Source organism: Mycobacterium gordonae, assembly GCF_002101675.1.
GTDB lineage: Bacteria > Actinomycetota > Actinomycetes > Mycobacteriales > Mycobacteriaceae > Mycobacterium > Mycobacterium gordonae.
In genome coordinates, this window is the sequence record NZ_LQOY01000106.1 from 13817 (window position 1) to 28222 (window position 14406).

The following is a 14406-nucleotide window of genomic DNA, read 5'->3' on the forward strand; positions in this document are numbered from 1 at the left end:
CCTAAAAATGTGATGTTTACCCTTTCGTTATCATCCGTAACCTCGTATCGTGACCTCCCGTGGGCAGGCACGAGTTAGCTAAGAAGCGGCGCAAATCGCCCGCAGTGCTGGCTGCGGGCGTCGCCTCTGTCGCGGTCTACTTCGCGGTGGCAGGTGACGTCAGCCCCCACGGCGCTGCCCGCGCCGAAGCCAAGCCACTGATCCCCGAGAACGACTCATGCTGCATCCAGCTCGCCGCGGCATTAGCCGGGAACATCGACACCTCCCACCTGAGATTCAGCATCGAGGAGATGGCACCGGCCGAGCGGACGCGGGCTGACAGGTCGCGAGCCAACGCGGGAGCTCGCGTCCTGCCCGTCGGCGTCGCGCCCGAAGCGGGCCTGCAAGTCAAGACGATCCTGGTCGAGCGCAGCATCAGCGCAATGTTCCCCGAAATTCACCAGATGGGCGGGGTGCGGCCGGACGCCCTGCGCTGGCATCCCGAGGGCTTGGCAGTCGACGTGATGATCCCCAACCCGAGTTCTGACGAGGGAATAGAGCTGGGCAACGCGATCGTCACCTACGTAATGCAGAACGCCGAGCGGTTCGGCATCCAAGACGCCATCTGGCGCGGCGTGTACTACACCCCGGGCGGTGGCGCCCAATCCGGTGGTTACGGCCACTACGACCACGTCCATGTCACCACCACTGGCGGCGGATATCCGACCGGGGACGAAGTCTACGTCCGGTAACCGGGTCAACCCCCGACAGCTACGCTCGTCGGGTGCTGCTCTCCGACCGTGACCTCAGGGCCGAGATCGCCGCGGGCCGCCTGGGCCTGGACCCCTTCGACGACGCCCTGGTGCAGCCGTCCAGCATCGACGTCCGGCTCGACTCGCTGTTCCGGGTCTTCAACAACACCCGCTACACACACATCGATCCGGCACTGCAGCAGGACGAGCTGACCAGCCTGGTGGAGCCCGACGAGGGAGAGCCGTTCGTTCTGCATCCGGGCGAGTTCGTGCTCGGCTCGACCCTGGAACTCTGCACCCTGCCCGACGATCTGGCAGGACGGTTGGAAGGCAAGTCGTCGCTGGGCCGGCTGGGTTTGCTGACGCACTCCACCGCGGGCTTCATCGACCCAGGGTTCAGCGGCCACATCACTCTGGAACTGTCAAACGTGGCCAACCTGCCGATCACCCTGTGGCCGGGGATGAAAATCGGCCAGTTATGTATTTTGCGACTGACCAGTCCATCTGAGCACCCGTACGGCAGTTCGCAAGTAGGCTCCAAGTACCAGGGTCAGCGCGGTCCGACACCGTCGCGTTCATATTTGAACTTCATACGTGCCACCTAGCCAGCGCATAGCCTCCGGGGCCACAATGGAATTCGACGGCGACGCGAGGTGTTTCCCTCCGTAGACCGTTAAACCTTGGGAGGGGTTTTGGACGTCGTACTCGGGGTGTCGATGGCGCCATCGGCGGTTCGCATGGCGCTGGTCGAGGGTGAGGACGCCGATGGCGTGATCGTCGAAGAAGACAGCTTCCGCATGGCTTCCGACACGGCCGCCACGTGTGCATCCGACCGCGTGCTGGAGGCCATTCTGGGCACCCGTGAAGGCGCCTGCGACGCAGGTCTGCGGTTGTCCTCCATCGGAGTTAGCTGGACCGATCAAACGCAGGCGGCCGCACTGCGCGACGCCCTGGCCGCCTACAAGGTCGAGAACGTCATGCTGGTCTCGGCCTTTCTGGCGGCGGTCGCGATGGGGCAGTCTGTGGGAGCCGCCGTCGGCTACGACCGGACGGGCGTTCTGTTCGTCGAGCCGGACAGCGCCACCCTGGCGGTGGTGGATACCCGGGACGGTTCGCTGTGCGACGTGCGACGGCAGTTTCTGGCTGAGGACGACGACGCCGCGGTAACCGAGCTGGCCCAGTTGGTTTCGACGGCCGAGACGATGCGCGCCCGCCCTGACGGCATTTACGTGGTGGGTTCGGGCGTCGATGTCCCCATGATCAAGCCGGCGCTGGATGCCGCGACGACCCTGACCATCAGCGTGCCCGAGGAACCCGATATGGCACTGGCCCGCGGTGCGGCGCTGGCCTCAGGCAGTTCGCCATTGTTCTCTGCGACCACCGCCGCCCTGGCCTATGCCCAAGTCGGCGAGGAGCTTCCCGATCCGGCTGACTTCGACGACAGCGACGCCCCCGAGGAAGAGTCGGCGAAGCGCCGGCCCGCGTTGCTGCTGGGCAGCGGCGTGGCCGTGGTCGCCTGCGCGGCTGCCATAGCGCTGGAAGTGGCGTTGGCGATCACCATCCGTCCGACCGTCGCCCTGCAGCCGAAGCCGAGCGAGAACCACTTCGTCGCACCCATGCAGCCGCCGGCCGCCGCGCCGACAGAGGTCGCCGCACCCCAGCACAAGATCGACCTGCCGGCTGCGCCGCGCGTCGACATTCCACAACGACAGGCCCCAGTCGCTGCGGCGCCGATCGAGCCGGCCCAGGCGGCTCCCGTAATCCCGGCGCCAGCGGCACCGGCTCTGCCGGCCCCGGAGTCGCCCGCGCCTCGGCTGCCCGACCCCGTGGTCGTTCCGCCGGTGATTCCCATCCTGGTCCCGCCCATCCAGGCGCCGGTGCAGGTGCCGCGCCAACAACCGAAGCTGCCTGCTCCGCGCGCGCCCATCCCAGCGGCACCCCCGCGGGTACAGAACCCGGTCCCGCAGGCACCGGTCATTCAGATTCCGCAGGCGCCGGTACCTAATCCGGGCCGTGGTCCGTTCGGTGGCGGTGGTGTTCCCGGCATCCCGGTTCCGCAGGCGCCGGCGCCCAATCGGGGCCGTGGTCCGTTCGGTGGCGGTGGTGTTCCCGGCATCCAGGGTCCCTTTGGCGGCGGTGGCGGCGGTGGTGGGCGTGGTCCGTTCGGTGGCGGTGGCCCCGGTGGCCGCGGCGGCGGCTTCGGCGGCGGTGGGCACGGACCGTTCGGTGGCGGCGGTGGCGGCTTCGGCGGAGGCGGACACGGCGGCGGCTTTGGCGGTGGCGGCGGCGGACACCGGTAGCCCGGCCCGGAGGTTGTGAACTTCCCTACAAAGCAAACTCAAATGGGTATGAAACCGGTGCGCGGGTACCGTTATATGGCACGGGTTGGGGAATCCGCACACAGTCTTTCTTGGGGGAGCTTTGGACACCGTACTCGGCGTGTCGATGGCACCAACCGCGGTTCGGATGGTGCTGGTCGAAGGCGAAAACGGCGACGGCGCCCTGGTCGATCAGGACAGCATCGACGTCAGGGCTGAGGACGCGCCCACATTCAACGCGGCCGATCAAGTCATCTCGGCGATACTCGGGACTCGCGAAGGAGCCGCCGAGGGCGGCTACCAGCTTGCCTCGACCGGCGTGACCTGGCGCGACCCGGCCCAGGCGGCGGAGTTACGTGACGCGCTGGCGGGCCGCAAGATTGAAAACGTCATGCTGGTTTCGGCGTTCCTCGCCGCGGCGGCACTGGCGCATTCCGTCGGCAACGAAACCAATTACGCCCAGACGGCGCTGCTGTTCATCGAACCGGAGACCGCGACGCTGGCCGTGGTGAACAGTGCCGACGGATCGGTCGCCGACATCCAGACCCAGCCGCTGCCCGCGGACGACGACGCCGCGGTGGCCCGGCTGGCCGAGCTGGTCTCCACAGCCGAGACACTGCAGACCAATCCCGACGCCGTCTTCGTCGTCGGCTCGGGCGTCGACGTTCCCATGATCAAGCCCGCCCTGGAGGCGGCGACCACCCTTCCGGTGACCCTCCCCGAGGAGCCGGAGACCGCCCTAGCCTGGGGTGCGGCGCTGGCGTCGGCGAACACCCCGCTGTTGTCGGCATCGACTGCGGCCCGCGCCTACGCGCAGGACCCCGGCACCGGCGCCTACGAGCCGTTCGTGCTCGACCCCGCGTACTTCGAGAATGCCAACGCAGCAGACGGCGCGCTGGCCTACAGTGCCGTCGAACCTGAGCACGAGGAGCCAAAGGCAGAGGGCCGCCGGCCATTGGGGCTACTCGGCAGCGCGTTGCTGTCGATCTTCGTGGTCGGGGTCGCGTCGCTGGTCGTGTCGCTGGCGGTCAGCATCCGGAGCACCTCGAGCACTCGGCCCGACCCGGGACAAGCCCTCGTCGTTCCCAGCCCCGCGCCGCAGGCTCCCGCTCCGGCCCCACAAGCTCCGGCGCCCGTGCCCGAGCAGGGTCCCGCTCCGGCCCCGCAGGCGCCGGCTCCCGCGCCTGAGCAGGTGCCGGCGCCCCAGGCTCCGCAGGTGCCCGTACAGGTGCCCCAGGCACCGCAGGTGCCCGTACAGGTGCCGCAAGCGCCAGCGCCGCTGCCCCAGGCGCCTGCCCCTGCACCGGTCCCCGCCGCGCCCGCGCCGGTTCCGGTTCCCATACCGCAGCTGCCGCAGATCTTCACACCACAGTTCCCGCTCGGCCCGGGTGGGGGCGGCGGTCGTGGCGGTGACGACGGCCGTGGTCCGGGGGCCGGTAAAGGCCCCGGTCCCAAATTGCCCGGCGGTGGTGGTCCCGGCAGAGGCGGCAAAGGCGGCGGCGGCCGCGGCGGCTTCAACATTCCCGGTATTCCTGGCATCTAGCATCTGATTTCGCCGGGTAGCTGTCACCTGCCGTTCAGCGTCGCGATGCGGCCCGCTCATCGCGGGCACCTACACACGGTGGTATGCGATGCACCGTTTTCGGCACCGGGTACCTCGGTGCCACCCACGCTGTCGGAATGGCAGAGCTGGGACACGAGGTCGTCGGGGTTGATATCGACCCGGGTAAGGTCGCCAAGCTGGCCGGTGGCGACATTCCCTTCTACGAGCCTGGCCTGCGAAAGTTGTTGACTGCCAACCTCGCTGCGGGCCGGCTGCAGTTCACCACCGACTATGACATGGCGGCCGAGTTCGCCGATGTCCATTTCCTCGGCGTCGGCACGCCGCAGAAGAAGGGCGAGTACGGCGCCGACATCCGCCACGTGCACGCCGTCATCGATGCGCTGGTGCCGCGGCTGACCAGGGCCGCTGTCCTCGTCGGCAAATCGACTGTGCCAGTGGGCACCGCAGCTGAATTGAGCCAACGCGCCGCCGCGCTGGCCCCCGCCGGGTTGGACGTGGAGATCGCGTGGAACCCTGAGTTTCTCCGCGAAGGCTACGCCGTACACGACACCTTGCACCCGGACCGCATTGTGCTTGGCGTGCAAGAGGATTCCAGCCGCGCCGAGGTCGTGGTGCGCGAGCTGTACGCGCCATTGCTCAACGCGGGCGTGCCGTTCCTGGTGACCGACCTGCAGACCGCGGAACTTGTCAAGGTCTCCGCCAACGCCTTTCTGGCAACCAAGATCTCGTTCATCAACGCGATATCCGAAGTGTGCGAGGCGGCGGGTGCCGACGTCAGCCTGCTGGCCGACGCCCTCGGCTACGACCCGCGCATCGGGCGGCAATGTCTGAACGCGGGTTTGGGTTTCGGCGGCGGGTGCCTGCCCAAGGACATCCGCGCGTTCATGGCACGGGCGGGGGAGTTGGGCGCCGACCAGGCGCTCACCTTCCTGCGCGAGGTCGACAGCATCAACATGCGGCGCCGGACCCGCATGGTCGAGCTGGCCACCGCGGCCTGTGGCGGATCCCTGCTCGGCGCCAACATCGCAGTGCTCGGCGCGGCGTTCAAGCCGGAATCCGACGACGTGCGGGATTCACCGGCGCTCAACGTGGCCGGCCAGTTGCAACTCAACGGCGCTGCCGTCAACGTCTACGACCCCAAGGCGCTCGACAACGCGAACCGGCTGTTCCCCACGTTGAACTACGCGGTTTCAGTCGAGGAGGCGTGCGAGCGCGCGGATGCGGTTCTGGTGCTGACCGAGTGGCGGGAATTCGTCGACCTCGACCCCGACGACCTAGCCGATCGGGTGCGCGCCCGCGTCGTGGTCGACGGCCGCAACTGCCTGGATGTGGCCCGCTGGGAGCAGGCGGGCTGGCGGGTGTTCCGGCTCGGTGCGCGCCGCCCTATGCGGTGACCGGCTGCGGCACGTTACGCGGGCGGCCGTCGGCGCGCAGGAACCCGCCGGTGCGCTCGCGGCCCAGAATCTCGGTGGGCTGCCCGTGCCGGAACACCTCACGACCTGACACGAAGACGGCTTCGACCGTGGCGTCGTTACGGTTCACCATTCGCGAAAGACCGTCGTAGGCTTCCACTTTCGCCTCGTGGTAGGCGTCCAGCGAGTCGTCGAGTCGTTGCGGGTCGATCACCACCAGGTCGGCCCAGTCGCCCACCCGCAAATGGCCGGCATCCAGCCCGTACCAGTCCGCCAGTTCACCGGTCAGCCGGTGCACGGCCTGTTCGATGGTCAGGAACGGGCGGCCCTCGCGTTCGGCGTCGCGAACATGCCGCAGCAGCCGCAGCCCGCTGTTGTAGAACGCCATGTTGCGCAGATGAGCGCCGGCGTCGGAGAACCCGACCTGCAGGCCGTGCATCCGGGCCAGCCGGCGCAGCATTTTCGGGCGGTGGTTGGAAATCGTTGTGCGCCAGCGGATCGCGGTGCCGTGCTCCAGTACCAGGTCGAGGAAGGCGTCAACGGGATGCAGGCCGCCGCGTTCCACGCCGACCTGACCGAACGATTTGCCGACCACCGACTCGTCGGGGCAGGAGACGATCTCCGCGTCGAAGAAATCCCGGTGCCAGGCGCGCGGGCCGAACTTGGAGTCGTAATCCTTGCGGAACTGCCTGCGGTACTCCTCATCGCGCATGAGTTCGTTGCGTTCGACTTCGTCCTTGAGGTGTAGGGCGGCTGCCCCGGCGCCGAACTCTTCGAACACCACCAGGTCGATCCCGTCGGCGTACACCTCGAAGGGCACCGGCAGATGCTGGAAGCGGAAGTCGCCGCCGAAGCGATTCACCAGCGCGGCCAACGCGCTGGTCAACCAGATCACTCCGGGCGCGGACTTCATGTCGGCGGCGGCCAGCAGGCTGGTCTTGAGGTGCGGCCGACGGACCCCTAGTGATTGCAACGCCTGCGAGACGATGTTCTGCGGGTGGCTGATGTCGGGCCCGGACTGCAGGGCGCGGCCGCTGCGCCGCAACAACGACTTGAGCCGACGCAGTTCGCGGCCCTTGGCGTAGGTGGACGGCAGCGTGCGCGACCGGCAGGTCTCACCGTCGATCTTGTCGAAAAGCAATTGCTGCGAGGACATTCCGAGGAAGCCGGCCTCGAGTGCCTCGGCCAGCATCTGCTCCATCCGGGCCTGCTCGGCGGCGGTGGGTTTGACGTCTTTGCGGGTCGCCCGGTCTAGGCCCATCACGGAGGTCCGCATGTCGGAGTGGCCGATGAAAGCCGTGACATTCGGACCCAGCGGCAGGGATTCCAGCGCGTCGATGTACTCCTGTGGGTTCGTCCACGATTTGTGCTCGCCGACGATGCGGACGACGTGCTCATGGGGGATCGCTTCCACCCGCCCGAACAGGTCGGCGGCCTCGTTGGCATTGACATGCACCGTGGACAGCGAGCACGACCCCATCACGATGGTGGTGACGCCGTGGCGCACGGATTCCGACAGCTCCGGCGCGGCCAGCACCTCGGCGTCATAGTGGGTATGGATGTCGATGATGCCAGGCATCACCCACTTGCCCTCGGCGTCAATGACATTCGGACAGCCTTCGGTGTCCAGTGGGGTAGGGGAGACGGCGGTCACCCGGCCGTCACGAATCCCGATGTTGCGGATCGCTGACGGCGCTCCGGTGCCGTCGAACCACCTGCCGTTGACGACCACTGCGTCGAAAGTCAATCTGACCACCTCACTCGACTGGACAGCTTACCGATTTTGTCAATTCAAAGTGATGGCCGCCTTGCGGTGGGTGATTTCGGCGGTCAGCACCGGCGCGATCCACCGGCGCAGATATCCGCGCAGCACCTCGCCCGTGCGCGGAGGCCGGCCGGGGTCGATGGTGAAGGACTGCAGGATGCGCAGCGTGTATTCGGCCAGGTCGTCCAGGTCGGCGTCGGCGAGACCGAACTCGGACCAGTCGACGTCCAGGCCCGCAAGGATGCCGTGGCTGAACTTGACCCCGATGTCGGAAGTGATGCCCGCCGATGCCTTCGTGAAATCGCTTACCAGCATCAACTGGATGTGTTTGTCACCGGGCAACCACTCCAACGTGAACGCCAGGCTCTCGACCAGCGCCTCGACCGGATCGGTCATCCCGGCCAGATGGGTGGCCAGTATTCCGCAGAACCGCATGCCCGAACGGGTGGCGGCGGCCTCGATGAGGGTATTGGTACCCGGGAAGTAGTTGTAGACGGTCTGGCGGGAAACGCCCAGCGTCCGCGCCACATCGGCAATCCGCATGTCGCCGCCGCGTTGCTCGATCGCTTCACTGGCGGCGTCGAGGATGCGTTCGATCGCCTCGTCGTCGGTCGCGGGCCTCGCACCGCTCCACCCATGGGTGCGCATGGCTGAGAGATTACGGTCTGAGCGAGCGGCGGCCGAGGTGGGGGGCGCGGGTGAAAACACAACATTGAGGGACCGAAAGCCTCAACCTCTGTGGTCCCTCGGAATGACCGCACGAGGCGGGGTCCGCGCCCCCGAGAAGAACTAAGCACTTCTCCGGTGGTCACCGCAAATTCCGCAGGTGCACCAGCGATACCAAGCCCATATCGCGCCGCAGTACCGCCGGCGGTAGTACGCGGAAGCCGCGTACGCCCGGCCGTCCTGTAGCGACTTGCACGATCTTGCGTGCGATGCGGAAATCCAGGTCCTTGAGAACTCCGCGATTCGTCGTGGTGTCGAGGAGACCGGACAGGCCGGGAACCGCGAACGGGCTCGTAACGTCCAGCATGACGTTCGTGGTCAATACGAGATGACGCGCTCGCTCGGCGGCCGGCAAGGGCGCCAGAGCCGACGAGGCAGCGTCGATCCGGGTCGCAATGCGACCGACGAAGCGGCGCAGTCGATGTGGCGCAAGGGCTATCGTGCCGGCATGACTGACCGACAGCCCGAGGCAGTCGATCCGGTCGCGCCCGCGGTAGGCGGGATCCACGGCGCAGGACATGCCATTTCCGCCGAGGGCGGTACGGAACTCCTTCGCCGGTTTCCGTTTGACGCCTAGGCCATCGAGCAGCGCATCGATCCGTGCGTCTGCCTGGTGAAGTGCGCCGAGATCCGGATGAGCCACGATGAAGTCATCGTTGTAGCGCGCGTAGAAAATGCCGTCGATTGCGACGATTGCGGCGTCCATGGGCAATACCGCAAGGTTGCCGAGCATCGGTACCAGGGGGGTCCCCATCGCCGTGCCGTACAGCCGAGTGAACTGCGCGCCATCCTGATCCCGCACTACCGGGCGCGCCAGGGATGTGATGAGATCCCAGACTTCTGCTCCCAATGCGCCGCGCGGGTTCCCGAGCGTCGCGACTTCGCGCAAGATGGGCCACAGCGCCGCGTCCGGACCGACAGGCAGATCGTCGCCATAGTGCTGAAAATCGGACTGTAGGACATAGATCGGCGGACCTTTCGCCCCCACGCGCTTGCGATGAGCACGAACAAATGCGGCAAGGGCCCGGGTCGCCGCCACATTGGTTAAGCCGGGTAGGTAAGAGTAGACACCGGGCAGACCTCGGCAGCGCGCATTATGGGATAGAAGCTGAAAGAGCGCCGAACCGACCACATGGTCGACGAAGGTCGGCAGATGGACCGCCCGACATTTGCCGTTGTATTCGCGAAAACGAAGCTCCACGGGCTGCGGGCGGTATTGGCCACTGGCGACACTGTGGGCAATGGCCTTGGAAAGCGCGCGCCGCTCGGTCGCGGTGCTGAAGTAAGTCACTCCACCACCGGCGTCACTGAATGCCAGGCCGCGCTGCCGTCTTTTCGCGAAAATCCGCATGATGCTGTCTTCATACGTTTTCGGCTCCGCCAGTCGCTTCTCGATGTCGATCGGTTCAGCTGCCACGAACGGACCCCACCGTCTCAGGGTTGCCCCGTCGGACATGCCAATCCCTGACGATCTGCATCCAGCTTTCGAATAGCGCAGGCTCGGGATCGTGCGGCAATAGAAACAGCAGGCGCAACTCCCCGTGTTGAAAGACCGGTGTCATCAAACGTCCCGATAACGCCACAACGCTGAGACCGTCTTCGAGGGAATTGACTGCCATTGGTAATGCCCCGACCAGCAGCCCCTTTTCGACTTGGCGCATGTCCTGTGTTCCCTCGAGCGTTTGTAGGTCCAACACGATGCCATCGGTGAAAAGAGTGCGAAATTTCAGGCTCAGGGATTGTGGGTCGTCCGGCACCGCCGACATTTGCTCTACTGCCGGTACCCATTCATCGCTGAGGAGCCGGTTCAACGCATCCCGGCCGTTGGTCATCGGCGCCTGCAACGATCTCCCGCGGTTTGCTGCGCCGCCAGTGATCGCTTGCAGGACGAGGTGAGGCGGGGGTTCGGTGGGGCCGTTAGACGTTCGCTTGTAATAGAAAAGCGTCGTCGGAGTTCGAAATGCAATGTGTCCCTGACCTTCAAACGTTTCCCGCATCAGCTTGACCGCAGCGGATCTCTGTTTCGCCGCGATCCACTCGGGGATCATGACCTTGCCGACAAGCACCGGTCCCGACTCCTGGCCGAGTTCCCGCATCCAGTCGCCCAGTGCCAGCAGAGTGGGAAGCGGCGGGGCCTGACGGTCCCGATAGTGCTGCAGATTGATGAGAACGATGAGAACCGTGATCATGGCGGCGATGACTTCAAGGAAATCGGAGACCGGGTGGGGATCGAGCCATACCAGCCACAGCAATGCCACCCACAACGCAATGGTGGCGATGAGGGTGCCGAAATATCCCTCGGCAAAGAAGCGGATCTGATAGATACCAACGACACTGCGAATGACGAAGAGCGGCAATAAAGCCAGCAGAAAGCTGATCGGTATGTCGCGCAGGACCATCAGCCCCAGTGCAGTCGCGAGTGACCAGAAGTAGACCGAAATAAAGGGCGCGGTCAATAAAAGCTTCCGGAAGAATGCGAGCTGAAAGCCGCGAAGCGCCGGGATGTGCCGCAGACGGGCAAAGTCGAAATAGAAGAGCCCGGTGCCCTCATAGGCGCCACGGAACAACGGCAGGATCAGATAGAAAAACTGGAAGGTGTCGACATGCCGCCAGGCCGGTACGCCCGCCGCCAGGTCAAAGGCACGGTCATTGGTCCGGTACACGCCCAGTATCGTGAGAACGACCAGGGCATCGAGGCGTAAACCGAGGCCCGCCAACGTCGTTTTCAGCGCGAGCCAAGGCGGGATCCGCGGGAGCGCTCGGAAAATCTGTTGAGCCGTCCCAACTTTCGGCCAGAGTCCCATCAACCGGTAAATCCTGAGCGTATAGCGAACGGTCATCCAGATGCCGACCGCATTCGACGCGATGATCGCGACGATGATCGCCGCAGTCGGATACAGGTAATAGCCGACGCTCAGCACCGCCAGCTGCACGCCGGTCGGCGCGAGCAATGACCAAAACGGCCGGTAAATGCGCCGGGTGGCGTATATGCCCGAATGCAGCACCCGGACCGACAAACGCACCGCAGTTTCCACGATCACCAGGAAGGCATAGAAAAGTCCGATCGGATCGTGGCCCGACGGAAGTTGAATCGCCAGCGCGACACCGCCGACGATCGTCAACACCGATGCCGCCATCATCGAGAGGACGAGCCAGCTGCCGGTCTCTTGCTCGGCCGCATCCCGCTCTCCGGACCGGGCGAACACTCGGAGCCGCTCGCGCATGACCTCAAGGAGCCCCCACCAGCCGCCGCTGACCATGAGGCTGCCGACGCGCAGGACAACAATCGTGAAAGCGGCGAGCCTGCCCAGGCTGGCGAGAAGGATCAGAAACTCGATGACGTGGACGAGGAATCGCGCCGTATCAAGTAGCAGCGCGTAGCGCAGACGGTAGCGGAGATACGCGAAGATCGTGCCGGTGAGGAGGCTCGCGAAAAGCGAGACCATGTGGTTTTGCCGGCGTGCCGTCCGATCGAACCAACGGGCGATGTCGTTCACTGGCGCTTTGCCGTCGATTATCAGCGGCACGGGGAACCTCTGAGGCAGTCGATGCGAATAGCGATGCTGGTACCTTTCGCCGTCATTGCCTCGACATCGGCGCCGCAATCGCGGTGAGCCGCGATGCGAACTGCGCCAGGCCGTACAGACGAGTGTCTGACTGATGGCCTTATTGAGAAGATTGCATCATGAAGCGCGGCGACGTAGCTGTAATTGCCGTATCGGCCGGCTTGGCGGCGGTGGTCGTGGCGGTCATCGTCGTCCGGTTGCTTGCCGACGATCGCTCGCCAGGTTCGTCGGCGGACGACCCCGGTAGCAGCACCTCGAGCCTGCTGGTTGTGACGTGGGGGCCCAGTCTCTGCAAGGTGGCGGCGTCCAGCCCGGGCTGCGCAAACGGGCACGTCAACAAGATGGGGCGCACCCTGATTCTCCACGGACTATGGCCACAGCCCGCTAGCGAGCAGTTTTGCGGCGTGCCGGAACGTGTTGCCGGGCGTCCCGGTGGGTCACCCGGTGCCGATCTGCCCACGGTGCCTCTGCCTGAGGACATTCAAACGCAATTGCAGTCGATAATGTCTGACGCCGCGGCCATGGCATCACATGAGTGGTATCGGCATGGGACGTGTTCAGGTGTCACGCCGGCTGTTTATTTCGGCAACGCCATATCGCTCACCGAGCAGGTCAGAAAGACCCTCGATCCGGTGTTCGGGGCGGCTGTGGGCGGGCATTTATCCGTCAGCGCGGTGCGCGCCCGCGTCGATGCCGAATTCGGAAAGGGGGCGGGCACGCGTGTCGGCCTCAAATGTCGCAACATCGAAGGGGAAGGGCTCGTTGTTTACGAGCTCCGACTGTCGTTTCCGCCGGTCCCCGAACTTGGACACGATGGCCGAACAGTGTCGCTGCGGGACGCGCTCGGCAAGGGGCCGACCATAGCCGCCGGCTGTCGGTCAGGACGTGTGCAGTGAAGTAGTTCTGACGTGGCCGAGGCTCGAAGCGCATCGACTTGCTTACGGAAGGAATGGATTGAGAATCGGGGGGATGATCTTGTTGCCGGTCACGCCGGTGAGCCGCGCCCAGATCTGTGCGGGGATGTTGAGCGATTGGTAGATGCCAGCCCCCACCCATGAGGCCGGTACCTGCAGAAAGCCGGGCACCGAATGGACCATACTGGCTATCGGGTCGTATGCCAGGTAGGGAACCGACGTCACGAGGGTCCGAGACACCAGAGTCGCGTTAGTCAGGGGATCGGGGTAACCCTGTGCGGCGAAATCGGCGCTGAGCACACTGAAAAGGTTGACGTCTGGATTGACATAGCTGCCCTCGAAGACCGGGGACGTCAGAGGTGCGCCCGGCATATAGGGCAGCGGCGGAATGTCGAAAGCATCCATGATCGTCGGGGTTGTGCTGACGATCTGCCACGAGTTGTTGATGAAGCCGTCTTTGATATCGACGTAGGCCTGGTCGTAGATGAGGAATGTCGCTGTCTCACGGGGTGATTGGAAGCCATGACCGCGGCCGAACTGGTCCTCGCCGATCATGCCGTGGTCGGTGACCATGAGGGTGGTCCATTGCTCGTTGTTGTTGAGCGGGTCGGCCTCCCAATCGGCCACCGCGCCCAACAGGCCTCCACCGCCGACGGTCTGGGAACCGAGGTTGGCGTCCAGGTTCCGAAGGGCCAGCGCGTATTGCGGTGAATCGCCACCGTAGTCATGCCCGACGTGATCCATGCCTGCGAAGTACGAGAAAATGAGATTGCCCTTGTCCGGATCGGCCAGCGAAATGGCGGTTCGAGTCTTCTGGGCGACGAGGTCCTGTGTCGCCAGCCAGTCCGTGCCGCCCGGGGTCAGCGGCACGTATTCGATGTTGTCGGCGGGATGCGATCCGGCAGCGGCCATCTCGGCTATGCCCCCCGTGCCGTTAGCGATCACCGTGGTATTGATTTCGTCGCCATAGGTGGCCTCGAGTTGGTTATAGATGGTCGGCCAGTCGTCGTACGTCCAGGGGGTGAAGACGTTGTTGCTCACGCCGGCGGTCTCGCCCCACACCCCGGTCTGAATGGTCGTCCACGAGGGGTTGGAGAAGCTGGTGTGCCCGACAATCGTCGACGCGGAGGTGACGCTTTGCTGCATGAACGCATGGAAGTTCGGGGTGCCAAGCGGGTCGGCCAGAATCTTGCTCAGATTCGTGCCGTCGGTGCCGATCAACAGGAAGTTCGCGTCGGGTGTGGCCAGCAGCAGCAGGGCGGCCTCTTGCGCAGATGCGAACGTCACGTCCGGGTAATAACGGCCGGCCGGACCGGTCGCGCCCGTGGCGCCGAAAAAGGAGATGGCCCTGCCGCCGATCCCACCGGTCCCAGCGGCGATGCTTGCTCCGCCCACCCCCCCTATGCCGCC

General features: G+C 65.3%; 11 protein-coding genes. 6 read left to right on the forward strand and 5 right to left on the reverse strand.

Translation table 11 applies throughout. The features are described from left to right. Nucleotides 1-59 precede the first annotated feature (59 nt). From AWC08_RS17475 to AWC08_RS17495, 5 genes are all read left to right on the forward strand, one after another. Nucleotides 60-731, forward strand: a complete 672-nt coding sequence (locus AWC08_RS17475) for a VldE C-terminal domain-containing protein (protein WP_069435135.1) — start codon at nucleotides 60-62, stop codon at nucleotides 729-731. Between the two features lie 32 nt (nucleotides 732-763). Beyond that, entirely contained in the window at nucleotides 764-1336 is a 573-nt protein-coding gene (gene dcd / locus AWC08_RS17480) for a dCTP deaminase (protein ID WP_069435136.1), read from the forward strand. An 87-nt stretch (nucleotides 1337-1423) separates the two neighbouring features. Further along, on the forward strand, nucleotides 1424-3031 hold the full coding sequence (locus AWC08_RS37120; RefSeq protein WP_069435137.1) for a DUF7159 family protein: 1608 nt from the start codon (nucleotides 1424-1426) through the stop codon (nucleotides 3029-3031). A 121-nt stretch (nucleotides 3032-3152) separates the two neighbouring features. Beyond that, on the forward strand, nucleotides 3153-4592 hold the full coding sequence (locus tag AWC08_RS17490) for a DUF7159 family protein (RefSeq protein WP_419196912.1): 1440 nt from the start codon (nucleotides 3153-3155) through the stop codon (nucleotides 4590-4592). 83 nt (nucleotides 4593-4675) lie between these two features. Continuing rightward, nucleotides 4676-6007: a UDP-glucose dehydrogenase family protein gene (locus AWC08_RS17495; protein WP_085088020.1), complete on the forward strand. Its 1332-nt coding sequence runs from the start codon at nucleotides 4676-4678 to the stop codon at nucleotides 6005-6007. On the opposite strand, the gene AWC08_RS17500 is transcribed toward AWC08_RS17495, so the two are convergent. The 4 genes from AWC08_RS17500 to AWC08_RS17515 all read right to left on the reverse strand — a co-directional run bounded on the left by AWC08_RS17500 (nucleotide 5997) and on the right by AWC08_RS17515 (nucleotide 12043). Then, nucleotides 5997-7772, reverse strand: a complete 1776-nt coding sequence (locus tag AWC08_RS17500; RefSeq protein ID WP_065133362.1) for an N-acyl-D-amino-acid deacylase family protein — start codon at nucleotides 7770-7772, stop codon at nucleotides 5997-5999. The genes AWC08_RS17495 and AWC08_RS17500 overlap by 11 nt on opposite strands. 39 nt (nucleotides 7773-7811) lie before the next feature. Next, the gene (locus AWC08_RS17505) at nucleotides 7812-8438 is read right to left on the reverse strand and encodes a TetR/AcrR family transcriptional regulator (protein ID WP_069435010.1); all 627 of its coding nucleotides are present in this window, start codon (nucleotides 8436-8438) and stop codon (nucleotides 7812-7814) included. A gap of 160 nt (nucleotides 8439-8598) precedes the next feature. Then, a complete protein-coding gene (locus AWC08_RS17510) occupies nucleotides 8599-9933 on the reverse strand; it encodes an RNA-dependent RNA polymerase family protein (RefSeq protein ID WP_232008083.1) in 1335 nt (444 codons plus the stop codon). After that, entirely contained in the window at nucleotides 9923-12043 is a 2121-nt protein-coding gene (locus AWC08_RS17515; protein WP_232008082.1) for a hypothetical protein, read from the reverse strand. Before AWC08_RS17515 ends, AWC08_RS17510 begins: the two co-directional genes overlap by 11 nt. A 158-nt stretch (nucleotides 12044-12201) precedes the next feature. Here AWC08_RS17515 and AWC08_RS17520 point away from each other — a divergent pair, with 158 nt between their 5' ends. Beyond that, nucleotides 12202-12978, forward strand: a complete 777-nt coding sequence (locus tag AWC08_RS17520) for a ribonuclease T2 family protein (RefSeq protein WP_069435009.1) — start codon at nucleotides 12202-12204, stop codon at nucleotides 12976-12978. A gap of 42 nt (nucleotides 12979-13020) precedes the next feature. On the opposite strand, the gene AWC08_RS17525 is transcribed toward AWC08_RS17520, so the two are convergent. Continuing rightward, the coding region (locus tag AWC08_RS17525; protein ID WP_085088024.1) for an alkaline phosphatase family protein at nucleotides 13021-14406 on the reverse strand (1386 nt) is incomplete at its 5' end.